The organism is Paenibacillus sp. FSL R5-0527 (genome assembly GCF_038008055.1).
Lineage (GTDB): Bacteria > Bacillota > Bacilli > Paenibacillales > Paenibacillaceae > Fontibacillus > Fontibacillus macerans.
Window position 1 is genome coordinate 2752878 of sequence record NZ_JBBOYI010000001.1, and the last position, 26334, is coordinate 2779211.

At 53.4% G+C, this 26334-nt stretch carries 21 protein-coding genes; 20 read left to right on the forward strand and 1 reads right to left on the reverse strand.

The window, feature by feature from the left end; all coding sequences use genetic code 11:
• Nucleotides 1-309: 309 nt before the first annotated feature.
• From thrS to NYE69_RS12155, 15 genes are all read left to right on the forward strand, one after another.
• Entirely contained in the window at nt 310-2250 is a 1941-nt protein-coding gene (thrS, locus tag NYE69_RS12085; protein WP_213510454.1) for a threonine--tRNA ligase, read from the forward strand.
• A gap of 247 nt (nt 2251-2497) precedes the next feature.
• Nucleotides 2498-3184, forward strand: coding sequence for a 3D domain-containing protein (locus NYE69_RS12090; RefSeq protein WP_340926374.1), 687 nt, complete (start codon nt 2498-2500; stop codon nt 3182-3184).
• A gap of 138 nt (nt 3185-3322) precedes the next feature.
• On the forward strand, nt 3323-3490 hold the full coding sequence (locus NYE69_RS12095; RefSeq protein WP_164815208.1) for a hypothetical protein: 168 nt from the start codon (nt 3323-3325) through the stop codon (nt 3488-3490).
• 176 nt (nt 3491-3666) lie between these two features.
• Nucleotides 3667-4647, forward strand: a complete 981-nt coding sequence (gene liaF, locus NYE69_RS12100) for a cell wall-active antibiotics response protein LiaF (RefSeq protein ID WP_340930383.1) — start codon at nt 3667-3669, stop codon at nt 4645-4647.
• A gap of 4 nt (nt 4648-4651) precedes the next feature.
• Nucleotides 4652-5695, forward strand: coding sequence for a sensor histidine kinase (locus tag NYE69_RS12105; protein ID WP_340926377.1), 1044 nt, complete (start codon nt 4652-4654; stop codon nt 5693-5695).
• A complete protein-coding gene (locus NYE69_RS12110) occupies nt 5692-6351 on the forward strand; it encodes a response regulator (protein WP_213510452.1) in 660 nt (219 codons plus the stop codon). The genes NYE69_RS12105 and NYE69_RS12110 overlap by 4 nt, the downstream gene beginning before the upstream one ends.
• A 34-nt stretch (nt 6352-6385) precedes the next feature.
• Nucleotides 6386-6658 (forward strand): hypothetical protein, encoded by a 273-nt coding sequence (locus NYE69_RS12115; RefSeq protein WP_340926380.1) that lies wholly within the window; start codon nt 6386-6388, stop codon nt 6656-6658.
• Nucleotides 6659-6848: 190 nt separating this feature from the next.
• Nucleotides 6849-8462, forward strand: coding sequence for a S1C family serine protease (locus NYE69_RS12120; RefSeq protein WP_340926382.1), 1614 nt, complete (start codon nt 6849-6851; stop codon nt 8460-8462).
• Between the two features lie 110 nt (nt 8463-8572).
• Nucleotides 8573-9262: a response regulator transcription factor gene (locus NYE69_RS12125; RefSeq protein ID WP_213509803.1), complete on the forward strand. Its 690-nt coding sequence runs from the start codon at nt 8573-8575 to the stop codon at nt 9260-9262.
• Nucleotide 9263: 1 nt separating this feature from the next.
• Nucleotides 9264-10721 (forward strand): sensor histidine kinase, encoded by a 1458-nt coding sequence (locus NYE69_RS12130; RefSeq protein ID WP_340926384.1) that lies wholly within the window; start codon nt 9264-9266, stop codon nt 10719-10721.
• A gap of 168 nt (nt 10722-10889) precedes the next feature.
• Entirely contained in the window at nt 10890-11846 is a 957-nt protein-coding gene (locus NYE69_RS12135; protein WP_155621216.1) for a 4-hydroxy-3-methylbut-2-enyl diphosphate reductase, read from the forward strand.
• 109 nt (nt 11847-11955) lie between these two features.
• Complete coding sequence (locus NYE69_RS12140; RefSeq protein WP_340926385.1) at nt 11956-12732, forward strand: CAP domain-containing protein; 777 nt, start codon at nt 11956-11958, stop codon at nt 12730-12732.
• Between the two features lie 415 nt (nt 12733-13147).
• Complete coding sequence (gene aroF / locus NYE69_RS12145) at nt 13148-14191, forward strand: 3-deoxy-7-phosphoheptulonate synthase (protein ID WP_036624863.1); 1044 nt, start codon at nt 13148-13150, stop codon at nt 14189-14191.
• 251 nt (nt 14192-14442) lie between these two features.
• Nucleotides 14443-15867 carry a type I glutamate--ammonia ligase gene (gene glnA / locus NYE69_RS12150; protein WP_036624862.1) on the forward strand — a complete coding sequence of 475 codons (1425 nt, stop codon included), beginning with the start codon at nt 14443-14445 and terminating at the stop codon, nt 15865-15867.
• 601 nt (nt 15868-16468) lie between these two features.
• Nucleotides 16469-17383, forward strand: a complete 915-nt coding sequence (locus NYE69_RS12155; RefSeq protein ID WP_340926387.1) for an IS1595 family transposase — start codon at nt 16469-16471, stop codon at nt 17381-17383.
• Nucleotides 17384-17828: 445 nt separating this feature from the next.
• Here NYE69_RS12155 and NYE69_RS12160 read toward each other — a convergent pair whose 3' ends face one another.
• Nucleotides 17829-18887 carry a LacI family DNA-binding transcriptional regulator gene (locus NYE69_RS12160; protein WP_445744768.1) on the reverse strand — a complete coding sequence of 353 codons (1059 nt, stop codon included), beginning with the start codon at nt 18885-18887 and terminating at the stop codon, nt 17829-17831.
• Between the two features lie 418 nt (nt 18888-19305).
• Between NYE69_RS12160 and NYE69_RS12165 the strand changes: the two genes are divergently transcribed.
• From NYE69_RS12165 to NYE69_RS12185, 5 genes are all read left to right on the forward strand, one after another.
• Complete coding sequence (locus NYE69_RS12165) at nt 19306-20670, forward strand: ABC transporter substrate-binding protein (RefSeq protein WP_036624861.1); 1365 nt, start codon at nt 19306-19308, stop codon at nt 20668-20670.
• A gap of 115 nt (nt 20671-20785) precedes the next feature.
• The gene (locus tag NYE69_RS12170) at nt 20786-21679 is read left to right on the forward strand and encodes a carbohydrate ABC transporter permease (protein WP_036624860.1); all 894 of its coding nucleotides are present in this window, start codon (nt 20786-20788) and stop codon (nt 21677-21679) included.
• A 1-nt stretch (nt 21680) separates the two neighbouring features.
• Nucleotides 21681-22517, forward strand: coding sequence for a carbohydrate ABC transporter permease (locus NYE69_RS12175; RefSeq protein ID WP_213509813.1), 837 nt, complete (start codon nt 21681-21683; stop codon nt 22515-22517).
• Between the two features lie 33 nt (nt 22518-22550).
• On the forward strand, nt 22551-25286 hold the full coding sequence (locus tag NYE69_RS12180; RefSeq protein WP_340926389.1) for a GH36-type glycosyl hydrolase domain-containing protein: 2736 nt from the start codon (nt 22551-22553) through the stop codon (nt 25284-25286).
• Between the two features lie 129 nt (nt 25287-25415).
• The gene (locus tag NYE69_RS12185) at nt 25416-26297 is read left to right on the forward strand and encodes a hypothetical protein (RefSeq protein WP_340926390.1); all 882 of its coding nucleotides are present in this window, start codon (nt 25416-25418) and stop codon (nt 26295-26297) included.
• Nucleotides 26298-26334 lie beyond the last annotated feature (37 nt).

Below are 26334 nucleotides of genomic sequence, written 5' to 3' on the forward strand. Positions count from 1 at the left end.
GGGCTGGAATTCCCTCCGGGTTTCGGTTTTGGTTTACCCCTTTGTAGCTGCGTTCCCGAACCCCAAGTGCGCGGATTCATGTCCGCCGTTTTTCGTTTATGATGATTAACGGTACTAAGGAATGCCGGTTCATTGCCGTTACACAATGCCGAATTAAGGGTTTATCGCCGCTGGCGGATGCTGCGGATAAGCCGAATGAGGGTGGAACCACGGGTATAACGCTCGTCCCTTTGCCGGGACGGGCGTTTTTTGATTTGTCCGTTTCCGGAAGACCTTAAAACTATTTACGAAAACAGGGAGGAAACGACGATGGGAGCAGTATCCATTTCTTTACCGGACGGGTCGGTCCGGGAGTACGCGGAAGGAAGCAGTTTGGAGGATGTGGCCGCTTCGATCAGCAGCGGGCTGCGCAAAAACGCGCTGGCCGGGAAATTAAACGGCGTGGCGGTCGATTTGAGCGCCAAGCTGATTGACGGGGCCAAGGTGGAAATCATTACGGGGGACTCCAAAGAAGGCCTGGAGATTATGCGCCACAGCACCGCGCATTTGATGGCGCAAGCGGTGAAACGGCTGTTTGGCAGCAAGGAGGTCAAACTTGGGGTGGGTCCGGTCATCGAGGACGGTTTTTATTACGACATGGATCTGGAGCATCCGCTGAATCCGGAGGATCTGCAGAAAATCGAAAAAGAGATGGAGCGCATCATCGGCGAAAATCTCCCGATTTCCCGGCGCGAAGTCAGCCGCGAAGAAGCATTGGCGATTTACACCGAATTGGGCGATCCGTACAAGCTGGAGCTTATTCGCGATTTGCCGGAAGACAGCGTCATCTCGATTTACGATCAAGGCGAGTTTTTCGACTTGTGCCGGGGGCCGCACGTACCTTCGACGGGCAAAATCAAAGTGTTCAAGCTGTTAAGCGTCGCGGGAGCCTACTGGCGCGGCAACAGCGACAACAAAATGCTGCAGCGCATTTACGGCACCGCGTTTATGAAAAAAGCGGAGCTCGAAGAGCATCTGCATTTCCTGGAAGAAGCCAAAAAAAGAGATCACCGCAAGCTGGGCAAAGAGCTGAATATCTTTACGTTCAACAATCTGGTTGGCCAGGGGTTGCCGATTTGGCTGCCGAAAGGGGCCACTTTGCGCCGGACGCTGGAGCGGTATATTGTCGATCTTGAAGAACGTCTCGGATACCAGCACGTATATACTCCGGTCATGGGTAATGTCGAATTGTACAAAACCTCCGGGCACTGGGAGCATTACCAGGAAGACATGTTCCCGAAAATGGTACTGGATACGGAGGAGTTCGTACTTCGTCCGATGAACTGTCCTCACCATATGATGGTTTATAAAAGCGAAATGCACAGCTACCGCGACTTGCCGATTCGGATCGCCGAGCTGGGCCTGATGCACCGCTATGAAATGTCGGGCGCACTGACCGGGTTGCACCGCGTTCGTGCCATGACGCTGAACGATTCGCATATCTTCTGTCGTCCTGACCAGATCAAAGACGAATTTGCACGAGTCATTCATTTGATCCAACAAGTCTACGAAGATTTTGGAATCAAGGAATACCGTTTCCGGCTATCTTATCGGGATCCGGCCGACACCGAGAAATACTTCCCGGACGACGAGATGTGGGAAATGTCCCAACGTATGCTGCGCGAAGTTGTGGAATCGCTGGGGCTTCCTTTTTTTGAAGCCGAAGGCGAAGCGGCGTTCTATGGACCGAAGCTGGATGTGCAGATCAAGACCGCGCTCGGCAAGGAAGAAACGCTGTCGACTTGTCAGCTTGACTTCCTGCTGCCGCAGCGTTTTGAGCTCGAGTATGTCGGCGATGACGGGCAAAAACACCGCCCGGTCGTTATTCACCGCGGTATTATCAGTACGATGGAACGGTTTACCGCCTTCCTGCTTGAGAACTTTGCCGGCAATCTGCCGCTTTGGCTGGCGCCGGTGCAAGCGAAGGTCATCCCGGTATCCGGGAACTTCGACGCGTATGCCCGCCAAGTCGAAGACAAGCTGCGGGCCGCCGGCATTCGGGCGGAAAGCGACCTGCGCAACGAGAAGCTCGGGTACAAAATCCGCGAGGCCCAGCTCGAGAAGCTGCCGTACATGTTTATCGTCGGCGAAAACGAGCAAAGCGGCGGCACCGTATCGGTGCGTAAACGCGGCGAAGGCGACCTGGGCGCCAAAGCGCTCGATGAAGTAATCGCCGAATTGCAGAACGAAATCCGCAACCATACGATTTAATTGGTCAGCTTTTAAGCACCGAGAAGGTTGGATGAAGCCAGGGACTGAGTAGCGGAGCGTAGGTGTAGCCTACGTGAGCAACTGAAATGCTTCCGTAGGAAGCATACTTCGGAAGCATCCGCTTGGCCCGGCTGAATTCAAGATTCGATGCCGAATAAACTTCATGAAATTGCTTCGTGATTAAAAGCTGACCACGTATAAATTGAGGCGCATGTGGAAAACCTTCGGATAAGGGGGAGGTTTTCTCATGCGCCAAATTTATATCTGGAAACATATCGGCAAGTGCTTAATGCTAGGAGTGCTGCTGACCGTTACGCTCGCCGCGGATGTTCCGCCGCACGGGATTGCCGGGGCGAATCAGGCGGTATATCAATACCGGAGTCATGCGCCGTGGCTGGAAGACGGAATTTCCCGGACACCCGCCGGTTGGCAAAACCGGGCCGTTCATTACCGGCACAAGTTGATGTTAAACGTGCAAAAAACCGAGACGAAGCCCGAACCGAAAAAAAAGACCGTCAAGACGGTCAGGGTTCTGGCTACCGGATATACCGCGGGCTATGAATCCACGGGTAAAAAGCCCAACCATCCGCAGTACGGCATAACGTATTCGGGAGTCAAGGTACGGCGGGACAAGGATACGGTATCGACCATTGCGGCCGACCTGAAGGTGTTCCCGATCGGCACCATTTTATATATTCCGGGATACGGATACGGGGTCGTTGCGGATAAAGGCTCCGCCATCAAAGGAAAAAAAATCGATTTGTATTTCGATACAACGAAGCAAGTATATAAAGAATGGGGCAAGAAGGAAGTCGAAGTGCAGATCGTCCGGAAAGGCAACGGGAAACTGACGGAAGCGATGCTGAAAGAGCTTGGCAAAGCGATGGAAGTGAGCAAGGAAATCCCGGAAGATTTGTGGAACAAGGCCATTTAACAGCGGATTAACAATTTGCTCCAGGCCGCATATTTTACCTCGCCGGTCGCATAATAACCGATGTGGTCATCCTTCGCGAGGACCGCATCGCACCCGGCGGTGACAAACCGCTCTGTTATGGAGAGGGAGGTGAAATTCATGCCAAATCAAAATCAAAAACGTGCGGCTTCTCCTGGTTACAAAACACCAAACGAGAAGTTTAACGAAGAATTTGCTGAGGAAAGCACTGCAACCGTTGCCCAAAAGGCTAAAGCTTCCCGCAATGCAACTACGCCTGTAAGCGGTACTCAACAACAACAACAATAGTTAAGCAACTAAGCGAAGAGCGCCCTAAATCGGGTGCTCTTTTTATATGTAAATATTTAGTGTTTTCCTCGGTCCGGAGACCGAGAGAAGCTTACTTCTCCCGCCGCTGTCCTCCTTCAGCAGCTTGTTGTACACTAGCATTAACAGAGTTTGTTTGAGATATGGAGGGAAACATGATGAGACACAATTGGTTCGGCAGGCTGATCGGCGGGTTGCTGCTCATTGGTATCGGGGCCTTGTTTTTGCTCAACCAAATGGGAATAACCGACGTTAGCATCGGCTATCTGTTCTCTACGTTTTGGCCGGTGTTTCTGATTTTTGCCGGATTGACGAGCCTGGCCTCGGGCAACCGGCACGGCGGCGGACTGGCGGGCAGCCTGATTTTGCTGCTGATCGGCGGTTATTTTCTTGGCAGTAATTTGGGATATATATCGCTCGATCCGGGGGACTTCTTTAAGTATTTCTTCCCGCTTGCGCTGATTATCGGCGGGATTTGCCTCATTTTCAGACCGCGGCATTCACACCGCCGCCCCCGCGAGGGATTTCCGCCGCATCCGCACCGCCGCCGCCATGAGGAATTTCCGCCTCCGCCGCCGTCGCCGCTGAATCCGCCCCCGCCCCCGGCATTTCATCCGGAAATGGAGTCGCCGCTGGATTCGATTTTCGGTTCGCTGGAGAAGGAAGAGGCCAAGAAGGAAGCAACGCAGGAGAAGGAGCGTCCGAAGCAGGAACGTCCGAAATACGAGCATTACTATGGCATGGACAGCGACAAGGGTGAAGTGGTCAATAAATCGGGATTTATCGGAGACGTGCATTTGGGGCAGGATTATTTTCAGCTGCGGCCAACGAACATCTCGCATTTTATCGGGGATACGGTTATCGATTTGACAAAGGCGCAAATTCCGTACGGGGAGACGAAAATCAACGTTTCGTCGTTTATCGGCGACGTCAAGATATTCATTCCGGAGGATATGGATATCGGCATCATGGCCACTTCCAGCGCCTTTATCGGCGATTTGAAGGTGCTGAAGCAGAAGCAGGGCGGATTTATGAGCAGCGTTTCCGCCGAATCCCCGTATTACCGGGAAGCGAGCAAAAAAATCAAGCTGGTCGTCAGCGTGTTTATCGGCGACGTTAAAGTGAATATGGTGGGTTAGGCGGATGATCGTACAGCGTATTTTAAAAAATACGAAATGGGAGCTGCTGTGTTATTTTCTGCTTACGGGAGGATTGACGGCGGCGGCTCTTTACATTGGCTCCAAGACCGGAGTGATTCATGTGGACGACCCCCACGTGTGGATTTACGACATTGCCGGCATTGTGGTGTTTACGCTGATCATCGGCTATATCGCCGGCCGGCGGATTCAGGGCAAAATCGATCTGCTTCATTTAAACATGCTGCAGGTGGCCAAAGGCAATTTGTCGATTCGGATGCCCGAAACGGCGGATCAGACGTTTGCCGGTGTTTATCAGGAATTCAACGAAATGGTCGATTCCATGGAAACGAAAATGCAACTGCTGCAGCAGCTTGGGGAGCAGGAAGTCATGGAAAAGGAGCAGGCGGCCGAAAAAGCGGTGTTGGAAGAAAGAAGGCGTATGGCCAGAGACTTGCACGATACGGTGAGCCAGCAGCTGTTCGCGATTCACATGGCCGCTTCCTCGCTGCCCAAAGTTCTGGAAAGCAATGCGCCCGGGGCCCATACGGTGCTGGAACAGCTCATCCAGATGTCGAATACGGCGCAAAAGCAAATGCGGGCGCTGATTGCCCAGCTTCGGCCGATGGAGCTGGTCGGCAAATCGCTGGCGGAGGCGCTGGATCAGTGGTTTCCGGATTACTGCAGGCAAAACGGTTTGAAAGGAATCAAAGACCTGGATCTTCAGGGGGAGCTGTCGGAAGCGAAAGAGCATCAGCTGTTTCTGATCATTCAGGAAGCCATGGCCAACATTGTCAAACATGCCGGGGCCCATTTGGTCAGCCTGTCGCTTCGCGAAGGGCCGCGCCAGGTGGTGCTCGGCATTAGCGATGACGGACAGGGCTTCAGCGGCACCTCGCAGAAGCAGGGCTCTTACGGGCTCACGACGATGAAGGAGCGCGCCGAGAAGCTTGGCGGTCATGTTGAGGTGATCAGCAAGCCGGGAGCGGGCACGACCATTCGGGTGCATATCCCGAAATTTGAGGAAGGTAAGGGAGGAAGCCGCGAATGAGCAGCAAAATCAGGGTTATGATCGTCGATGATCATGATATGGTGCGAATGGGACTGAAAACCTATTTGATGCTGGACCCGGGCTTTGAGGTGGTGGCCGAAGCCGGGGACGGCGAAGCGGCCGTCGAACTGCTGGAGCAAGGCGTTCCCGGCGGTTTGCCGGACATCATTTTGATGGATTTAATGATGCCGGTCATGAACGGCGCGGAGGCGACCAAAGCGGTGCTCAGCCGCTACCCGCAGATCAAGATCGTCATCCTGACCAGCTTTTTGGAGGATGAGCTTGTCGTTCAGGCGGTCGAAGCCGGAGCGGTCAGCTATGTTTTAAAAACGGTCTCGGCCGAAGAACTCATCTATGCGTTGCAAGGAGCTTACCGCGGGATGCCGGTCATGACCGGAGACGTGGCCCAGGCGCTGACGCGCGGGCTGCGCCAGCGTACCGTGCAGGGGGACGATTCCGGGCTCACCGAGCGCGAGAAGGAAGTGCTGCTGCTCATTGCCGAAGGCAAAACCAACAAGGATATCGCCGAAGAGCTGCATATCAGCATCAAAACCGTCAAAACGCACGTCAGCAACCTGCTGATGAAATGCGAGCTGGACGACCGCACACAGCTAGCCATTTATGCCCACCGGCAGGGCTGGGCGTCCCGTCAGTAAGGTTGTTTTATCTTCCCCGGATATGGATATGGTTATGGCTATGGAAACGACCCGAAAATCGCCGTTGAAAATCGCCGTTTGGCAGCGGGAAATTGCTCTAAGCTCTACTGGAGCGGCGAACCGCCGGCTGGGCTTTGAAAATAGTGGCACTTTATGTACTTATTATTCGGATATGATCATGCCCATCCCCATTAGCGGCATTTTTTGTACTTATTTTCCTATGAATGGTCCAGAACGCGGGCATTTCCCGGCGATGCGAGACAATAGCGGCATCAATTGCCTCTATTTCTCTCAAATGGACGGGTAGTCCAGGTATAAGGGCATTTTTTGCCTTTAGTTTTGCGATCCCCAGCAATATTTCAAATTCGTTCAACTTATACGGACTTATAGCTTTTATCTCCTTTTTAATTGTTTTTAAGGTACCCTTAAGGTTCCTGGTACAAAATAAAAATATGAAAACAACACCCCCTGGAAGCAGGGGAAGGAGGTAAACATAGATGGACGATCAAAAAAACAAACCAGGCCAAAATTTTGGAGACAACCATGGCGATAAGCGACAAGAATCTCCGGAGTCGGGCTCTTCATATTATTACTCTTACGGACCTTTTCAATCCTATGGAAAAAACAACGAAGGATCCGGAGAGGACCGCTTCTATGAGCGCCGTCAGCCGGAGGAAGTGGAAATCACCCGGCCGGAGCCGGTAAAGCCGCTTCCGATGTATGACTACCGCTCTTCGGGGCAGGCGTCCGGCGGTTCGAACGGGGACGGCGGCCGCGGCGTGCCGACCCTTAAAAGCGCGGGCAACTGGCAGTACAGCAAGCCGCCGAAGAAACAATCGTTCCGTTCCGTGATCGCCGGCGTTCTGGCCGGGATGCTGATCGTGACCGGAGCCATGGTGTTCGCCGATCGCGAAAACCTGTTTACATCGAACCAAGCGGCGACGACAACGACCGCGCCTGCGTCCGGCACAACGACGGAAGGAAGCGGCAACGGTTCAGCGGGCAAGGCGGCGAACGTAGTGTATCCGGTCACGAGTTCGGGAGACGTAACCAGCGTTGTTAATCAAGCTGGCCCGGCTGTGGTCAAAATTGAAACGCTGACGGATTCGAGCAAGCAAAGCAGCAATTCGAATCCTTACAGCAATGATCCGTTTTACCGCTACTTCTTCGGCGATTCCTTCGGTTCGGGCAGGGGGAACAGCAGTAATGGAGGCTCTTCTTCCGGGGCCGGCCAACTGGTACCGACCGGAATTGGTTCCGGGTTTATTTTCGATAAAACGGGCTACATTCTGACAAACGAGCATGTCATTCACGGTGCGGATGTGGTCCAAGTCACTGTGCAGGGCACGGACAAACCGTATGAAGCGAAAGTGCTCGGCTCCAGCTACGACCTTGATTTGGCCGTGCTGAAAATCGATGGAAGCAGCAATTTTCCGTCGATTCCGCTGGGCGATTCCAACAGTACGCAGGTCGGCGAATGGCTGGTGGCCATCGGCAACCCGCAGGGCTTTGACCATACCGTTACGGCAGGGGTTCTGAGCGCGAAGGAACGCGGGCCCATCACGATCCCTGGCGAAAACGGCGAAAAGGACCGGGAGTACGAGCATTTGCTGCAAACCGACGCCTCGATTAATCCGGGGAACTCCGGCGGTCCGCTGCTCAACCTGAACGGGGAAGTGATCGGCATTAACGTCGCCGTCAGCACCGATTCCCAAGGTATCGGCTTTGCGATTCCGAGCAGCACGATCAAAGAAGTGCTGGACAAATTGAAAAACAACGAGGAAATTCCGGCTAAACCGGAACCGTTCATCGGAGCCACGCTGATGACAATGACCGATGAAGTTGCAAAACAGATGGGCACCGATGTAAAGGAAGGCTCGATCGTGACCGATGTCGTTTTCAAATCGCCTGCTTACACGGCCGACCTGCGCCCTTATGATATCATCGTCGGGGCAAATGGAACTAAATTCGCCACGAAGGAAAAACTGATCGAATTTATCCAGAAGCAGAAGGTTGGCGCCAAAGTGACCATGAACGTCGTACGCGACGGAAAAAATGTCGATCTTCAAGTCACGATCGGCGACAAAAACAATTACCCGAACGTAGAGTAATCGATCGGCCATTTGCGGCCCAAGCGCTTGCGAGGCGGCAGGTTTAAAGCCTGCCGCCTCTTTTGGTACAATAAGGTAAGGCGAGTTGTATAGATAAGGAGAGATCATAAGTGCGATCGGGAATATTGGTTATTGATGATGACGAAAAAATCACGTCCATGCTGCGGCGCGGCCTGGCGTTTGAGGGATACGACGTATATACGGCGCATAACGGGGCGGAGGGGCTGTCCATGGTCATGACGGCCGATCCGGATCTGATCATCCTGGATGTGATGATGCCGAAGGTCGACGGCTTTGAAGTATGCCGCAGGCTGCGCGAAGGAGGCAGTACGGTCCCCGTGCTGATGTTGACCGCCAAGGATGAGGTCGAGAATCGGGTGAAGGGGCTCGATATCGGCGCGGACGATTACCTGGTCAAGCCGTTTGCCCTGGAGGAGCTGCTGGCCCGGGTGCGGGCGCTGCTTAGGCGCAAGGAAAGCGCCGGGGAGGCTGGCGGTCAGCGGCTGATTTTTGAGGATATCGTCATGGATCTCGATTCCCGCGAAGTGGTGCGGGCTGGGAATCGGTTGGAGTTAACGGCCAAAGAGTTCGAACTGCTTCACCTGTTCATGCAAAATCCGAAACGGCTGCTGACCCGGGACTTAATTATGGATAAAATCTGGGGATACGATTACAGCGGGGAATCCAATGTGCTGGAGGTATATATCGCCATGCTGCGCCAAAAAACGGAGGAACATGGCGGCAAGCGGCTTATCCAAACGATCCGCGGCGCCGGCTACATTTTGAGAGGAGACGCTTAATATGTCGATCCGGCTGCGGCTGACCGCATGGTATACCGGCATATTGGCCGTGACGCTTATTTTGTTTAGCGCTTCGATATACGGGCTGGTTTATTATAATACGTATCAGGAAGTAAAAAATAGGGTCATCGAGCAGGCGGACCAGATACTTAAAACACAAAACATTACGGTCACGCAGGGATGGGATATGCAGCTCGACCCCGATCAAATCATCCGGCTGGAGGATGCCCGTATATTTTGGCAGCTTAACAATTATGTCATTGGAACATACCGCACCTCTCCCGGCTTGAGGGAACGAAAGATTTCTTTTCCCATCCCCGAGATGAAAGATATCCAAAACGGTAAATTTCAACCGATTACCATAAACGGAAACTCCTATATGCTGTACGAAAGAGCGCTTGGGCTTAACGATCATACCATCGTTGGGCTGCTTCAGCTGGCCGCGGATACGAACGCTGAAGACCGGCTGATGAAGCAGATGCGGACCGTCATCTTATTCGGCTCGCTGTTTACGATTGTGATCGCCAGTTCGCTAGGCCTGTTCCTGGCCCGCAAGTCGATGGCGCCGATCGGGAAGGTGATCGAAGCCGCAAACGGGATTCAGACGGGGAACGATTTGAGCGTACGGATCGACTACGACGGACCGAACGACGAAATCGGCCGCCTGATCGGCACCGTAAACCGCATGCTTGAACGTACCGAGGGATTTTACAAGGAGCTGGAGGAAGCATATTCGGCGCAGCGGCGCTTCGTTTCGGACGCCTCCCATGAGCTGCGGACCCCGCTGACCACGATTCGCGGCAATGTCGATTTGCTGAAAAAGATGTGGAGCCAGGAAGCGGAAAAACACGATCCCGCCGAAGAAGAAAGGATACGTTCCTATTCCGTGGAGGCGGTCAGCGACATTTCCGCCGAATCGGAACGGATGAGCCGGCTGGTCAACGATATGCTGTCGCTGGCCCGCGCCGACGCCGGGCAAACGGTGGCCAAGGAACCGCTCATGCTGCAGCCGGTGGTGGAGGAGGTCGTTCGCCGCGCCCAATTTCTGCCGCGCAAGGCCGAATGGATCACCGGTAATCTGGATGCGCTGGCTGGCGCCGTCGTGATGGGAAGCAAAGATTATTTGCAGCAGATGCTGTTTATTTTCATTGAAAATGCCTTCAAATATACCGAAAAGGGCAGCGTCACCATCGATGCTTTGCGCTCCGGGGAGCAAATCGGCATCCGCATTGCCGATACGGGAATCGGCATGGACCGCAGCGAGGTCCCGCATATTTTCGAGCGCTTCTACCGCGCCGACCCTTCCCGCGGCGTGATCCAGGGCACGGGTCTTGGCCTGTCCATCGCCAAGTGGATCATCGACGAGCACGGCGGCTCGGTGGAGGTCATGACCAAGCTCGGACAAGGCACGACGTTCGTCATCTGGCTCCCCGCCAGCTTTAACGGTCTGCCGGAATAAGCTATAATAGAGGTAGTTCAGAAAGTCCGCTTTTGATCACGAAGTGAATCAAGAAGAAACTCAGTGCTGAAAACCGGACTTTTGAACACGTACTATTTTTGAACACACACTAATAGAGTTGCTTCCCTCCGTCAGGAAATATGGGTGCCAGAAAGCAGGGATAAAGTCATGGAAGTGATCAAAATTTCGCCGCGCGGATACTGTTACGGCGTTGTCGATGCGATGGTGCTGGCCAGACAGTCGGCCAAAAACCTCGATCTGCCGCGGCCGATTTATATATTGGGCATGATTGTGCACAACAGTCATGTCACGCAGTCGTTTGAAGACGAAGGCATCATTACGCTGGATGGGCCTAATCGGATGGAGATTCTCGAGCAAGTGGAGAGCGGGACGGTTATTTTTACCGCCCACGGGGTGTCCCCGGAGGTCCGGAAATTAGCCCGGGACAAAGGGCTTACGACCGTTGACGCCACCTGTCCGGATGTGACGAAAACCCACGTCCTGATCGAGGAAAAAGTAGCGGACGGATACGAGGTTATCTACATCGGCAAAAAAGGCCATCCCGAGCCGGAAGGCGCGGTCGGCGTAGCTCCGGAGCATGTTCATCTGATTGAGAAAGAGGAAGAGATCGAAGGTTTGCAGGTTGCTGCGGACAAGATCGTCATTACGAATCAGACGACGATGAGCCAGTGGGATATCAAGCATATCATGAAAAAGCTGCTGGAGAAGTTCCCGGGAGCGGAAGTGCACAACGAGATCTGCCTGGCGACGCAGGTGCGCCAGGAAGCTGTCGCCGAACAGGCGGGGCAGGCGGATCTGGTCATCGTCGTCGGCGATCCGCGCAGCAACAACTCCAACCGGCTCGCGCAAGTGTCCGAGGAGATCGCCGGGGTGAAGGCGTACCGGATCGCCGATGTCACGGAGATCAAGCGGGAGTGGCTGCAAGGTGTCCGGAAGGTAGCGGTCACGGCGGGCGCTTCGACGCCTACACCGATTACGAAGGAAGTCATTCATTATTTGGAGCAATATGATCCGGAAAATCCGGCTACCTGGGACATCGTCCGTACGGTGAACATGAAAAAGCTGCTGCCTCCGGTAAAAGCCGCCCGCAGCAGGGAGGAATAGCGTTTCGATTTCCAACATTTGCGGGGTCACAACCCCGCAAATCTCATGTTATACTCCTAGTAGATTGGTTACAAAATTGTAACTGAAAAACTACTAAGGAGATGACAGCATGAAATCGAATAGAATGAAGCGGTTGGTATCCGGCGGCATTACGGCGCTCGTAGCTGCAGCTCTGATCGTCCCGGCCACAGCATCGGCGGCATCGGCATCGGATACGACGACTTACCGGACTTATACGACTTATAAAACTTATACAGTGAATGTGGATAATTCCTCCGATAATTCTTGGACAAGCTATTATACGATTCCTTGGTATTTATTTTTTGGTTCCCAGCCGGTAACAGGTTATTCAAACAGCGGATCGAACGCAGGAAAAACGCAAACCGGAACTCCCCAGGGCAATACGCAGTCCGGAAATAAGCAACCCGGAAATACACAAAGCGGAACCGGTCAAAAAGGAACTACCGGCAACTCCGGTTCTTCGGCTCAGCAGGGCGCAGGAACGACAACGGACAAATCGCAGTTTGCTGCCCAGGTTATCAAATTGGTAAACCAGGAGCGGGCGAAACAGGGCCTTAAGGCGCTCACCGGCGACTCCGCGCTGAACAACATGGCTTTGGCCAAGGCGAAGGATATGAGCCAAAACAACTACTTCAGCCACACCTCGCCAACTTACGGCTCGCCGTTTGACATGATGACGAAGTTTGGCATCAAGTATAGCTATGCCGGCGAGAACATCGCCATGGGGCAAAAAACGCCGCAAGAGGTCGTCAACGCCTGGATGAACAGCGAAGGCCACCGCGCCAACATTTTGAACGCCAACTACAACCTGATCGGGGTCGGATACTACAACGGCTACTGGGCACAGGAATTTGTGGGCAGATAAGTTAATCTAGCGGTGTATGATAGAAGGCTGGAGAGAGAATCTCCGAGCCTTCTATTTTTTTGCGCCAAGGATTGGTTTAATATAGTAGGAATATGGACGGTAGAGCGATTGAAATGCAAAAGCCGAAAGTACATCTGTTTTGGGGTTATTCGGCAGGAGAGTCGGAAATATGCTGCACTTTTAACATTTCGCGGGTAAATCTATAAGTTACCTTTAGGCTTGACGGATGAGAGATAATCGGCTATAGTTGCTTTAATGGATAAAAGCTTAAAAGCGAACAAGCGTTTAAGTGAAAGAGTGAATTTATTCTTCTTAATTATCATTGTCGTACTCACGCCAGGCCCCTGCCATTATAGGGCGTGATCAAAAGATGACGTTTTGAACTACCCCCTTAATCATGAAAGGATGTATGAAGATGATCGTAATTACCTCGAAACAGACGCCGGAAGAGCGCATCCAGGAAATTGTCGCCGTGATTGAAAAGGAAGGGCTGCAGGCTCATGTGTCGCGCGGAAAGGACCATACGGTGATCGGCCTGATCGGGACGATTGAACCCAAGCTGGCCGAGCATCTCCGTCAGATGAAGGATGTTGAAAATGTCATTAAAATTTCAAAATCATACAAATTGGCGAGCCGCGATTTCCATCCGGAAAACACGGTCATCCGCATCGGCGACGTAACCATCGGCGGCGGGGAGCTGGTCGTGATGGGCGGCCCTTGCGCGGTGGAATCTCCCGAGCAGATCGACGAAATCGCCCGGCTCGTCAAAGCGGCCGGTGGCCAGGTGCTGCGCGGGGGCGCGTTTAAGCCGCGTACGGGCCCGTACAGCTTCCAGGGCATCGGCGTGGAAGGCCTCGTCATGATGGCCGAGGCGGGCAAAAAACACGGCCTGCTGACGATCACGGAGGTCATGACGCCGGAATACGTCGACGTCTGCGCGGAATACGCCGATATTTTGCAGGTGGGGACGCGCAATATGCAAAACTTTGACCTGCTGCGCAAGCTCGGCACATGCAACAAGCCGGTGCTGCTGAAGCGCGGGTTCAGCGCGACCTACGACGAGTTCCTGAACGCGGCCGAGTACATCCTTGCCGGCGGCAATCCGAACGTCATGCTGTGCGAGCGCGGCATCCGTACATTTGAAACGTATACGCGCAATACGCTCGATTTGTCGGCGATTCCGGTGCTGCAAAGCCTTAGCCACCTGCCGGTCATCTCCGATCCGAGCCATGGGACGGGGCGGCGCGAGCTGGTCGAGCCGATGACCAAAGCGTCCGTGGCGGCCGGAGCGGACGGCCTGATTATCGAGATGCACACCGATCCCGACAATTCGATGACGGGCGACGGCGTTCAGTCGTTGTTCCCTGACCAGTTTGCGGCTCTGCTGCAAGATTTGGAGAAATTGGCTCCGCTTGTCGGCAAACGGTTTGATACCCCGAAGGCTGCGCTTCAGCTGTAAGTTATAAATGTTTTGGAGTATTTGCCAATAATGGGCAGCCCTTTCGCCACGCCAGCGAAGGGGCTTTTATACTTTTTGTCGGATAATTTGTACTTGTTGTAATAATACCTTACATGAGATATAAAAATACCTTACATAAGTATTGACGAGCGGCCCCAATAGACCTATAATGAACCACAGAATAAAACAAAAGGATGAACGTTAATCGCATTAACGAGATTTAATGTTCGTGATTTGGGGAGGAAAGCGTAATGTCAGCAGAGTTCGTTTTAAAAACAATCAAAGAAAAGCAAATCGAATGGGTGGACTTTCGTTTTGTTGATTTGTCGGGACGCGCGCATCATATCACACTTCCTGCCAAAGAAGTGGATGAAGATACTTTCAAAAACGGCGTTGCTTTCGACGGATCTTCGATCCCCGGCTTCCGCGGTATCGAAGAATCCGATATGGTTATGATGCCGGACCATGGCTCCGTATTCGTAGATCCGTTTACAGCGCATCCGACGTTGAACGTGTTTTGCGATATCTATACGCCGGACGGCGAGCGTTACGAACGAGATCCGCGCAGCGTGGCCGTACGCGCCGAGGAATACCTGAAGCAAAGCGGCGTCGGAACCGCAGCCTTCTTTGCGCCGGAATCCGAGTTTTTCATTTTTGACGATGTCCGCTTCGAGAGCGGTATGAATAAAACGTTCTACTCGGTAGATTCCGAGGAAGCGATCTGGAATACGGGACGCGCCGAAGAGGGCGGAAACCTCGGCTACAAAGTGCCTGTTAAAGGCGGTTACGTGCCGGTGGCTCCGACCGATAAGCAGCAGGACATCCGCAGTGAAATGTGCCGCCTGCTTGAGGAAGCCGGCCTTCGCGTAGAACGCCACCACCATGAAGTGGCCACTTCCGGCCAAGCGGAAATCAACTTCCGTTTCGACACGCTGCTGAAAACGGCCGACAACCTGATGGTTTATAAGTACATCGTGCACAACACGGCCGCTCAATTCGGCAAAACCGCAACGTTTATGCCGAAACCGCTGTTCGGCGACAACGGAAGCGGCATGCACGTGCACCAATCGATCTTCAACGGCGACACTCCGCTGTTCTACGATAAAGGGGCGTACGCGAACCTGAGCGAAACGGCGCTGCACTACATCGGCGGCATCTTGTACCACGCTCCTGCGATCATCGCGTTCACGAACCCGAGCACGAACTCGTTTAAACGTCTGGTGCCTGGCTTTGAAGCGCCGGTTAACCTCGTATTCTCCAAGGGCAACCGTTCGGCGGCCGTGCGTATTCCGGTAGCGGCCGTAACGCCGAAAGGATGCCGGATCGAGTTCCGTACGCCGGACTCCACGGCCAACCCTTACCTGGCTTTCTCCGCGATGCTGATGGCCGGTCTGGACGGCATCAAGAACAAAATCGATCCGGTGAAACTGGGCTACGGACCGTTCGACAAGAACATCTATGAATTGTCCGACGAAGAAAAAGCCGGCATCCGCAGCGTACCGGGCTCCCTGGACGAAGCGCTGGACGCACTGGCGGCCGATAACGAGTTCCTGACGGCAGGCGGCGTATTCACGAAAGCCTTCATCGAGAACTTCATCGAATTGAAACGCGCTGAAGCGAGAGCGGTAGCCGTAAGAGTACATCCTTACGAATTTGGACTTTATTACGATCTGTAAGAAGTATTGCTACTATTTAAATAGAAAATAATCCAAAGGCCATCCCTTGAAGGTTATCAGTCACCTTCGCCGGATGGTCTTTTAAATATTTATGACATTTATAACTCAACTTTTGCAGCAAAAAATCGGCGTAGACAAGCTTTGATGTAGCTGGGTAAAGCAGCAATCCATTGCCGGAGTTGACGCTGAATCAGAGGCGGACAATGTCTTCCCGTTATTTTGGCTGCTTCGTTGAGGAAGCGTTAACGATATAGAGGCGTCACGATCCGGCGGGGTTAGTATATCTACCTTTTGCACCGTGGCCGTTTCAAGCTGTGTCACAAATCAACGCCAGGTGAGGGGGCTGTCTAAAGGGACTGTTTAAAGGGTTCGTGTCTTTGGTGTCCCTGCCTGCTGATTGCCTTTGCACGATTATCCCTTTCGCTAAGGGGGAAGGTTGGGGGCTAGAGCAAGGGTTCCAAAAAAAGAGAGAAGAAAAGAGAGAGGGGGAAAATGAGGCGGTTCAGGTGAGATTTTCGGCTTGATAAGAGAACGTACGTTTGGTATAATGAAATAAATGGAACCTATGTTCGTATATTCTTGATTCGGGGGGCGAGCGGATATGGAAGCCAATGCGGGAACGGAACTTCAACCATTCAGCAGCCGTTATAACAGCGAGCAAGACTGCATGGAGGCGCTGATCGCGATGAAGTGGCCAAACGGCTTCGTCTGCCCGCGGTGCGCTCACACCCGGTGCAGCCGTCTGACCTCCCGGCATATCCCCTTGTTTGAGTGCGGAAAGTGCAAGCATCAAACATCGCCTTTGGTCGGTACGATTTTTGAAGGAACGCATCTGCCCTTGCTCAAGTGGTTCGAGGCCCTGGATTTGTTCCTGCTGGAGGGCGGCATCTCGGCGCTGCGGCTGCGCCAGGTGATCCGGGTCACCTACAAAACCGCCTGGGCACTGCTGCACAAAATACGCCATGCCGTGGGGGAGTTCGATGCCCGGGAGCTGCTCTCCGGAGACGTGAAGGTAAACAGCGATCAGTATGGTCGTAATCCGTCCCGGTGTCAGCTTTCGCATCCGTACGCCTCGGCGGTCGTAGCGGGATGCACGGTCACGGAGTCGGGCGAGCCGGAGCAGGTCAAAATCCGCCTGGTGCCGCATAAGCGGGGAGGCGAAAAAAGGGCAGACCGTCACGATCTAACCGCGTTTATTAGCGGGCATGTAGATGACCGTACATCGGCGGTACAGTTGTTCCCACTGGCCTTTCGGCTGTATTTGCCCTTGCGGAGAGTGGTGAGAGAGGCGTGGGAATCACTGAAGGGTACGTATGGAGCCTTGGGGCTGAAGCATCTGCAGGCGTACCTGAACGAATACACCGTACGCCGCTGGCTGCACCTGCAAGGAGGACTGTCCGGAGCGGAAGAAACGATGCGGCAGAAGTTGCTGCGCATGTGTGTGGCGATTCCGGCGATCCCTTACCGCCGGCTGATCGCGCGCCAACCGAACCAGCCCCTTGCGGCTGCGGCCTGATCGTGACGCTTGAAAAGATGGGGGGAGTTTGATGCAGATTAACTTAAGGGGTCCTTGATCTCCTATCTTGATCTCCTATCCGGTCTGCTTCACCTCACCTAAATATGATATGATTCCTTCCCCTAAGCCCGTCTAAATTATCTCGAACCTACTAAATTATCTCGAACCTATCTGCTTCTTCACCAAATATTTTCCGAGCTTGCCTTTCTCTCTAGCTACCTGATCAAACGGAATAATTGTGCAAAGGCTCCGGATAGGGAGTGTTGATCTGCCGCCCCCCACTCCCTATCCTGAAGCGTTCAACGCCCTTTCGTGTTTCTTACCGCTCTTAATTCTTTGAACACCTCTTAATTCTTTGAACACCTCTTAATTCTTTGAACACCTTCAGCTCAGGGACTCAAGCTGATTTTTGCTCTGCGAAAGTTGAGATTCCAACCTGTTCGCCTTAAAGCGCGGCGGATTTACCTCCGCAGGACTCGCGAATCACGAGCTCGGGCTCTACGACAACATTGCTCGTCTCGGATTGACTGTTGATCAGGTCGTAGAGCAGCGAAGCGGCCAGCCTGCCGATTTTGTCTTTGTTTTGCCGGATGGTCGACAGGGTTGGCGTCGTGTATTTGCACGCTTCGATGTCGTCGCAGCCGATGATGGCGATGTCCTGGGGGACGTGAAACCCATGTTCCTTCAAAGCGCGCATCGCCCCGATCGCCAGCAGGTCCGAGGCCGCAAATACGGCCCGCGGCAAGGACCCGGATTGGATTATCCGGGTCATGGCTTCATAGCCGCTGGACTCGAAGAAATTGTCCCCGTTGACAAACCATTGCTCCGTGACAGGGAGACCGAAGCTTTCGATCGCGTCCTTATACCCTTGTTCGCGCATATTGGAAATGTCCGATTCCAGCGTGCTGCCGATATAGCCGAGATCTCTGTATCCGAGCAAATAAAAATGCTCCACTACTTTATAGGACATTTTGTAGTTATCGGACATGATGTACCCTGAGCTTTTGCCGTTTAGTTGAATATCGACGCCGATGCAGGGGATTTCGCTGTGATCCAGCTCGTTGATGGACGGCTCGACCTCCTGACCGGTGACGATGATGCATCCGTCCACTTGGAAATGCCGGCAGCGCGCCAAATAATCGCCGTCGACGGAGTGGAATTTCTCGTTGGAGAAAAACAGAAGGTCATAGCCCAGAAAACCCATCTGCTTCTTGAACGCGTTCAGCACTTCAATAAAGAAGGGGTGGGTAAAATCGATATTGAGTTTGCCCGCGAAAATAACGCCGATCAGGTTCGACTTCTTGGTAGCCAGCGTTTTCGCTGAATTCGAAGGTACATACCCCGTCTGCTTCATAATTTCGAGAACTTTCGTTCTTGTCTCCTCGGAGATGTCGCTATAGTTATTAATAATTTTGGAAACGGTCGATACCGATACTCCGGCCATTTCCGCGATTGTTTTAATATTGACCGCCAAAAAGCAGCCCTCCCTACAATAAAAGAACATTTTGGAATTAGTATATCTTAATGAGATACTCAAGACTATTAAAGAAATCGATGGCGAAACATTTACGAAACTGGTTTCGTGATTAGTTTAAAGGAATTGCGAAACGGAGTCAAGACAACTCGAAATAAATGGGAAAAACGAAGCATACTAAGGCCGGAAACGGACTGTTTGACGATGAATACAGCGTCTGATCCGCGTCGGAACGAGGTTTTTGCGAATCGCGAAAAAAAACCTTTACAAAGCAAATTTTTGATGCAATAATGTGTTTTGACGAAACCGCTTTCGGTAAATTTGTCCCGACGTTCTCTAAAATGGCCTAGTTTTACGAAAATTATGAAAAACTTCAGTGCACAGCGTAAATCGGGAAGGTAAACCGAATCGATAGTCCAAAATCATTACCTTAATAGGGGGTAACAGCATGGTAAAGAGAATTTCAGCCTTGATCCTGGCCGGTGCGCTGACGCTTAGTCTGGCTGCTTGCGGCGGAGGAGGCAATGGCGGCAGCACGGCTCCGGCAAACGGAGGCGAAGGCGGCAAAGCGTCCGGGGAGAAGAAAGTCATTAAAATTCTTCACTGGAAGCAAGAAAACATTAACAAAGCGATGGAAGAGATCAATAAGGCGTTCGAGGAAAAATATCCGGAATATAAGATTGAATATACGACGACCGGCCCTGACGACGAGTACAAGCAGGCGCAAAGAGCGCGAATCACAGCGAATGATGTTGATATTTTGGCCGACTTGTCCGGGATGAGACTTTCCCCGCAAGAATGGACGCCCGGAGCGAAAACGCCGGATTGGCAGCAATGGATCGATTCCGGTCTGATCGCCGATCTGTCGGACCAGGCGTTCGTCAAGAACTGGAATGCAAACGACATTGAGAAAGCCGGAACTTACAACGGCAAGGTGTATGCGATTCCAACCGGCAAAGTGGCGATGTCCGGCCTGTTTTACAACAAACAAATCTTTGAAGAAAACGGCCTTTCCGTACCGAAAACCTGGTCGGAATTCATCAAGCTTTGCGATGACCTGAAAGCGAAAGGCATCACGCCGATCGCCGTCGCCGGTAAAGACGTATGGCCGCTGAAGCTGCCGGTGTTCGCCCTGCAGTCGAAAATTTTGGGCGGCGGCGATCAGCAAAAATGGATCGAAGGCGTTTGGAAGGGCGAAACGGCGTTTAATGACGCCGAAGCCGTGGAAGTGCTGGAAAAAGCGAAAACGATTCAAGACAATTACATGATCGATGGCTTTATGGGCATTGACTATGCTTCCGTACCGTCGATTTTCGCCGCAGGCAAAACCGCGATGCTGGCGGACGGATCTTGGGACGCGCCGACGATCGCAACCGCGAATCCCGATTTGAAATATGGATATTTCCCGCTTCCGGCCACGGAAGACGCCGCGAAAAACGCTTCTTTCGTAGGGAAGTACGATGTAACCTGGTACGTTGCGGAAAAGGGACCGAACAAAGAAGGGGCCCTCAAATGGATGGAATTTTTCTCCCAGCCTGAAAATTACACCAAATTCGTCAAAGCCGCCGGCTTTATTCCGACGCAGGACAACATCTCGACGGAAAGCGAATTTATCGACCAGGAGCTGACTCCATACCTTGGTGATTTTGAGCTGGCTTACGAGATTATGATGATCAACCGCGAAAACGTCGGCGAACATCTTGCGGCCGAAGGCGTGCATACGGAATACCTGGCTCCGGGCGGAGCATTTAAAACCGCGAAGGAACTGGCCGACGTCCAGCAAAAAGAATGGGAAGCCGCAGCGCCTAAGTAAGCATAAGGTTTCTGCCTGAATCTATAGAAAGAAAACAACCATACTGTACTGCCCTCGGGGTCTGCTCGTCAGGCCCCGATCCTTTATTTGATTTGGATCTGAAGAGGTGAGAGAGATGTACCCATTTGGAAAAGGCTTTGCCCGTTACGTTCCTTTTCTGCTGCTGTTGATTCCGCTGGCGTTATACGTCGTTTTTTATTTCGGACCATCGGTGTTGACCGTGATTTATTCGTTTACGGATGTGAAAAACATCCCCGGCAGCTCCATGAACTTCGTCGGGCTCGATAATTATAAAGACTTGTTTTTTGCCGGAAATTCCGGGGAACGCTGGGTTTCCATCAAAAACACGTTAATTTTCATGTTTATCGTCACCATCGTGCAGAACGGAGTGGCGTTGTTTGTGGCTGTGCTGATCAACCAACGGCTGCGCGGCGATTATTTTTACCGGGCCGTATTTTTTCTTCCGGTCGTGCTTGGGGTGGCCGTTGTTGCGCTCGTTTGGGGCATGATGTTCGATCCGATGAGCGGGCCGGTTAACATGCTGTATCAATCGCTGTTCGGATATAAAGACATGTTTTTCTCCAGCTTTACGCATGCGTTCGGCTACATTATTTTCGTGCAAATCTGGATGTACATGGGCTATTCAATGCTGATTTTTCTCGCCGGCCTGCAATCCGTGCCAAAAGATCTGTACGAAGCGGGGTACATCGACGGTACGAACCGCTGGCAATCGTTCAAGAATATTACGTTCCCGCTGATCGCCCCGTCTTTTACGGTCAATATGCTGCTTTCGATCATCGGGGCGATGTCCACGTTCGATATTATCCTCGCCACGACGGACGGCAAGTTCAACACCAGAACGATGGCTTACGACGTATATAAGGAAACGTTCCGCGGCAGTCTGGAAATGGGCTTGCCTTCGGCGCTGTCCGTGGTCCAGTTCCTGATCATTTTGGTGTTTGTTATCGTGGCCGTCAGACAGACGCGTAAGAGAGAGGTGGAATATTAAAATGAAAAAATCCAATTCATTTACGATTCTGTCTTACGCCGTCATCGCCGTGCTGCTTATCCTTTACGTGGTGCCGTTAATTTTGGTGCTTAACGTTTCGCTGAAATCGTATCCCGAATATTTGATGAATCCGATCGGAATGGTGAAGGACGCCCAATGGAGCAACTATGTCAGCGCCTGGACCGAGGGTAATTTTGCCAGCTATTTTCTGAACAGCGTGCTTTATACCGGGGCGGCTACGGTGCTCACGATCATCGTATCCATTCTCGGCGCGTTTCCGGTGGCCCGGGGGTACGTCAAATGGAGCGGGTTTATCTACCTGTTCTTCCTGCTGTCGCAATTTCTCCCGAATCCGATGGTCGCCCAGTATAAGCTGATGCTTTCTTTTAAAGAAAGCCTGGATTTCTTCGGTTACGATACGAAGCTGGGTTATATCATTTTGAAAACGAGCGGTACGGGCGTCGTGTTCATGATGTTCGTCGGCTACATCAAATCGATCAGCCGCGAGCTGGACGAAGCCGCGGGCATGGACGGATCGGGCTATACAAGATACCTGTTCCAGATGATTTTGCCGCTGATGAAGCCGGTTATTGCGACAGGCGTCATCCTTACGGCAATCGGGATCTGGAACGATTTCGTCGGTCCGATCATGTATTTGCCGAGCAAAGTGAACTATCCGATTACGTTTGGCCTAAAAGAGTTCAAGGGCCAATACGGCAACAACTGGCCGCTGTTGGCGTGCGGGATTACGATCGTGGCGGCTCCGCTCATTTTGCTCTATACCTTCATTCAGAAATACCTGGTGGACGGCGCGCTTGCCGGGGCCGTGAAATCTTAAATGCGGACTAAAGAGAGAGAGGAAGAAGCGCAAATGGGACAAAAAGGTTGGAAGTTTCAAGGGGAGCAAGGCGAGTTCAGACTGGAGCAGCCAGAACATAACAGCTATTTGTATTTTCCCCTCGTCAACGAGGCGGGGATGATGTCGGCCGTGACCCCGAATTTGCACGGAGAAATCACTTCGGGACACAACACGTTTCTGATGGAGCCCGTATCGGCGGAAAGTTTGCATAATTCCAAGGCATCGCGGAACTTTTGGGTGTTTATCGAAGGATACGGGGCATGGTCCGTCAGCGGCAACTCCGCGAGACAAAACGCGGCGCGGTTTACGGGCGAAGAAGAGCGCTCCGCGGTGGAGGCGGGGTTCCTATGGCATGCCGTGACGCGCGAGAACGAAAAAGCCGGGCTAAAGGCCAGGACGGTCAGCTTTGTTCCGGTAACGGACGATAAAATCGAGCTGATGCGGGTGACCCTGACCAATACGGGGAACGCTCCGCTTAGGCTGACGCCGACGGCGGCGATTCCGCTGTACGGGCGTTCGGCCGACGATCTGCGGGATCACCGCCACGTCACATCGCTGCTGCATCGGATATTTACGTCGGAGTACGGCATTGAAGTGCAGCCGGCGCTTTCCTTTGACGAGCGGGGCCACCGCGTCAACAAGGTCACTTACGGCGTGTTTGGCGCTGAAGCTGGCGGAATGGCGCCCGCCGGATTTTTCCCGGTGACTGAGGATTTTATCGGCGAAGGCGGGGCGCTGGACTGGCCGGAGGCCGTCGTCGCAAACCGCGAACCGGATGCGCAGGCGGGGACCGCCGTGGAAGGCTACGAAGCCGTCGGCGCGCTGCGCTTCGCTCCGGTGGAATTAGCGCCGGGTAAGTCCGTCTCCTATGTCGTGGCCATGGTCATTTCGGGGGACCGGATCGATGTCGGGCGGTATGCGGCGGATTATTTGGCGGCCGGCCGGTTTGATGCCCTGCTGGAGCAAAACCGGGCCTACTGGCGGGACAAATTGGATACGGTCCGGTTCAGCTCCGGGGACGGGGAGCAGGATTTATGGATGAAATGGGTGACGCTGCAGCCGATTTTGCGCCGGCTTTACGGCAATTCGTTCCTGCCGTATCACGATTACGGACGCGGGGGCAGAGGCTGGCGCGACCTGTGGCAGGACTGCCTGGCGCTGATGGTGATGGAGCCGGCGGAAGTGCGCCATCTGCTGCTCAACAACTACGCCGGCGTGCGGATGGACGGCAGCAACGCTACGATTATCGGTGCGGGGCCGGGGGAATTCGTCGCCGACCGCAACAACATCCCGCGGGTATGGATGGATCATGGCGCCTGGCCGCTGATGACGACGCTGCTGTACCTCCATCAAAGCGGGGACCTGGACCTGTTGTTCCAGCCGCAGAGCTATTTCCGCGACGTATTCGTCAAGCGGTGCCGCGAGCGCGACGCCTCCTGGACGCCGGAGCAGGGGAACAAGCTGCTGACCGCGGACGGACAAATTTATGAGGGCACGATTTTGGAGCATATTTTGCTGCAAAATATCGTTCCGTTCTTTAATGTCGGCGAACACGGCAACATTAAGCTGGAGGGCGCGGACTGGAACGACGGGCTCGATTTGGCCCCGGAACGCGGCGAAAGCGTGGCGTTTACGGCGTTTTACGCCAGCAATCTGATGGAACTGTCGGAGCTGCTGCTTGAGCTGCAGAAGCGCACCGGAAAGGATTCGCTGGACATCGCCGAAGAAATGGCCCTGCTGCTCGATACACTCGGGAAGCCGATTTCCTATAACAGCATTCAGGAAAAACGGAGCTTGCTTGACCGCTATTACGACGCCGTCACTCCGTGCGTAAGCGGCAGAAAGCTGGCGCTTGATATCCGCAAGGTGGCCGAGGATTTGAAGCGGAAAGCGGATTGGGCCGTAGCGCATCTGCGCCAAAACGAATGGATCCAAAGCAAGGAAGGGTACGCCTGGTTCAACGGGTATTACAACAACGATGGCGAACGCGTCGAGGGGGATCATCCGGACGGCGTGCGGATGACGTTAACCGGGCAGGTGTTCGCGATTATGGGCGGTTTCGCCACGGACGAACAGACGGAGAAAATCTCGCAAGCGGTAAACCGCTACTTGAAGGACGAGCGGATCGGCTACCGGCTGAATTCCCGCTTCGGCGGAATCCAGCAAAACCTCGGCCGGGCCTTTGGCTTCGCTTTCGGCCACAAAGAGAACGGCGCGATGTTCAGCCACATGACCGTCATGTACGCCAACGCGCTGTATAAACGCGGGTTCGTGCAGGAAGGGTTCGAGGTGCTCGACTCCATCTACCGGCTTTCCGCCGATTTCGAGAACAGCCGGATTTATCCGGGGGTTCCCGAGTATATCAACGAACGCGGCCGGGGGATGTACACCTATTTGACCGGATCGGCGAGCTGGCTGCTGCTGACGCAGCTTACCGAGGTTTACGGGGTCAAAGGCCGCTTCGGCGACCTGCGTTTAGAGCCGAAGCTCGTGCAGGCGCAGTTTGACGGTTCCGGCGAAGCGGCGGTTGAAACCTTGTTCGCGGGGCGCATGCTGCGCGTCGTTTACCGCAATCCGCAGGCGGCCGAACACGGCCAGTACCGGGTGGATTCCGTCAGCCTGAACGGTCAAAGCGTGGATTGCCAAAACGATGGGACCGGCTGTCTGATCGGCCGTTCGCTGATCGAAGCTTTGCCCGCCGACGGTGTTCACGAACTGATCGTTACGCTTGGCGGCAATATAAGTTGAACTAAAGAAAGGAGCGAGTTAGGCAAGAGCGGGAAATGATTCTGAAGAAGTAATAACATTTCACACGGCTGCCCTATCGCGTACCAATCAACAGTTCAACTTATATTGCTCAAGAAAGGTAATGATTGCATGGCTTATCAACTGAAAAACGAGCTGCTTGCGGTCGATATCGCGGACCCCGGGGAATACCGGGGAACGCGGTTCGACTGGAGCGGCTTTATTACGGGCGTCCGGTTCGCGAGCCATACGTTTTGCGTTCCGGAAAGCCTGGTTCCCGGTCAAGGAACCGGAGGCATAGGGCTTTGCAGCGAATTCGGGATCGCGCAAACCATTGGCTATGACGAGGCGGAGAGCGGCGGGAAGTTTCCTAAACTTGGCGTCGGGTTGCTGACACGCCCGGACGAGGCGCCTTATCAATTTTTCCGCGATTATGAGGCCGAACCGTTTTCCATCATGACTGAGCAGCAGGGGACGCAAAGCGTTACGTTTACTGTGTTGCCTAAAGAATGCAACGGCTACGCCGTACAACTCGTAAAAACCGTCTCGATCGATCATGATCGGCTTATCGTGAGCGTTGAGATGGATAACGTGGGCACCCGACCAGTTCATACCGATGAATACTGCCACAATTTCTTCGGGATTGACGGTGAGCCGATTGGCCCGGACTACGTGCTGCGCTTTCCGTTTGCGCCTTCACCCTGGAGCGATGACCCCGGTACGCTGAACGGGCTTGCGTTCAGCGGCAACGAAGTTACCTGGGAGCGGCAGCCGGAGAAAGATTTTTATTTTCGCCTGCCGGGGGTCGACGGAGCGGAGCAGCCGTGGCTCTGGGAACTGGTTCATCGGCCCAGCGGCCTGGGAGTTCGCGAGCGCAGCAAGCTTCGCGTGGCCGCAGCAGCGGTATGGGGCAAGGGGCACGTTGTTTCACCGGAGATGTTCGTGGAAGTGAAGCTCGCTCCGGGGGAGCGGCAAACCTGGACTCGGGTTTACGAGTTTTTTGAGACGATGTAGGTGGTTCAGGCAAAAAAAGGGCATTTTTTAAACTTAA

Bases quoted from the DNA above. Each gene is read 5' to 3' on its own strand.
- thrS (WP_213510454.1), top strand. From the start codon at position 310: ATGGGAGCAGTATCCATTTCTTTACCGGACGGGTCGGTCCGGGAGTAC.
- NYE69_RS12090 (WP_340926374.1), top strand. From the start codon at position 2,498: ATGCGCCAAATTTATATCTGGAAACATATCGGCAAGTGCTTAATGCTA.
- NYE69_RS12095 (WP_164815208.1), top strand. From the start codon at position 3,323: ATGCCAAATCAAAATCAAAAACGTGCGGCTTCTCCTGGTTACAAAACA.
- liaF (WP_340930383.1), top strand. From the start codon at position 3,667: ATGAGACACAATTGGTTCGGCAGGCTGATCGGCGGGTTGCTGCTCATT.
- NYE69_RS12105 (WP_340926377.1), top strand. From the start codon at position 4,652: ATGATCGTACAGCGTATTTTAAAAAATACGAAATGGGAGCTGCTGTGT.
- NYE69_RS12110 (WP_213510452.1), top strand. From the start codon at position 5,692: ATGAGCAGCAAAATCAGGGTTATGATCGTCGATGATCATGATATGGTG.
- NYE69_RS12115 (WP_340926380.1), top strand. From the start codon at position 6,386: ATGGCTATGGAAACGACCCGAAAATCGCCGTTGAAAATCGCCGTTTGG.
- NYE69_RS12120 (WP_340926382.1), top strand. From the start codon at position 6,849: ATGGACGATCAAAAAAACAAACCAGGCCAAAATTTTGGAGACAACCAT.
- NYE69_RS12130 (WP_340926384.1), top strand. From the start codon at position 9,264: ATGTCGATCCGGCTGCGGCTGACCGCATGGTATACCGGCATATTGGCC.
- NYE69_RS12135 (WP_155621216.1), top strand. From the start codon at position 10,890: ATGGAAGTGATCAAAATTTCGCCGCGCGGATACTGTTACGGCGTTGTC.
- NYE69_RS12140 (WP_340926385.1), top strand. From the start codon at position 11,956: ATGAAATCGAATAGAATGAAGCGGTTGGTATCCGGCGGCATTACGGCG.
- aroF (WP_036624863.1), top strand. From the start codon at position 13,148: ATGATCGTAATTACCTCGAAACAGACGCCGGAAGAGCGCATCCAGGAA.
- glnA (WP_036624862.1), top strand. From the start codon at position 14,443: ATGTCAGCAGAGTTCGTTTTAAAAACAATCAAAGAAAAGCAAATCGAA.
- NYE69_RS12155 (WP_340926387.1), top strand. From the start codon at position 16,469: ATGGAAGCCAATGCGGGAACGGAACTTCAACCATTCAGCAGCCGTTAT.
- NYE69_RS12160 (WP_445744768.1), bottom strand. From the start codon at position 18,887: ATGTTCTTTTATTGTAGGGAGGGCTGCTTTTTGGCGGTCAATATTAAA.
- NYE69_RS12165 (WP_036624861.1), top strand. From the start codon at position 19,306: ATGGTAAAGAGAATTTCAGCCTTGATCCTGGCCGGTGCGCTGACGCTT.
- NYE69_RS12170 (WP_036624860.1), top strand. From the start codon at position 20,786: ATGTACCCATTTGGAAAAGGCTTTGCCCGTTACGTTCCTTTTCTGCTG.
- NYE69_RS12175 (WP_213509813.1), top strand. From the start codon at position 21,681: ATGAAAAAATCCAATTCATTTACGATTCTGTCTTACGCCGTCATCGCC.
- NYE69_RS12180 (WP_340926389.1), top strand. From the start codon at position 22,551: ATGGGACAAAAAGGTTGGAAGTTTCAAGGGGAGCAAGGCGAGTTCAGA.
- NYE69_RS12185 (WP_340926390.1), top strand. From the start codon at position 25,416: ATGGCTTATCAACTGAAAAACGAGCTGCTTGCGGTCGATATCGCGGAC.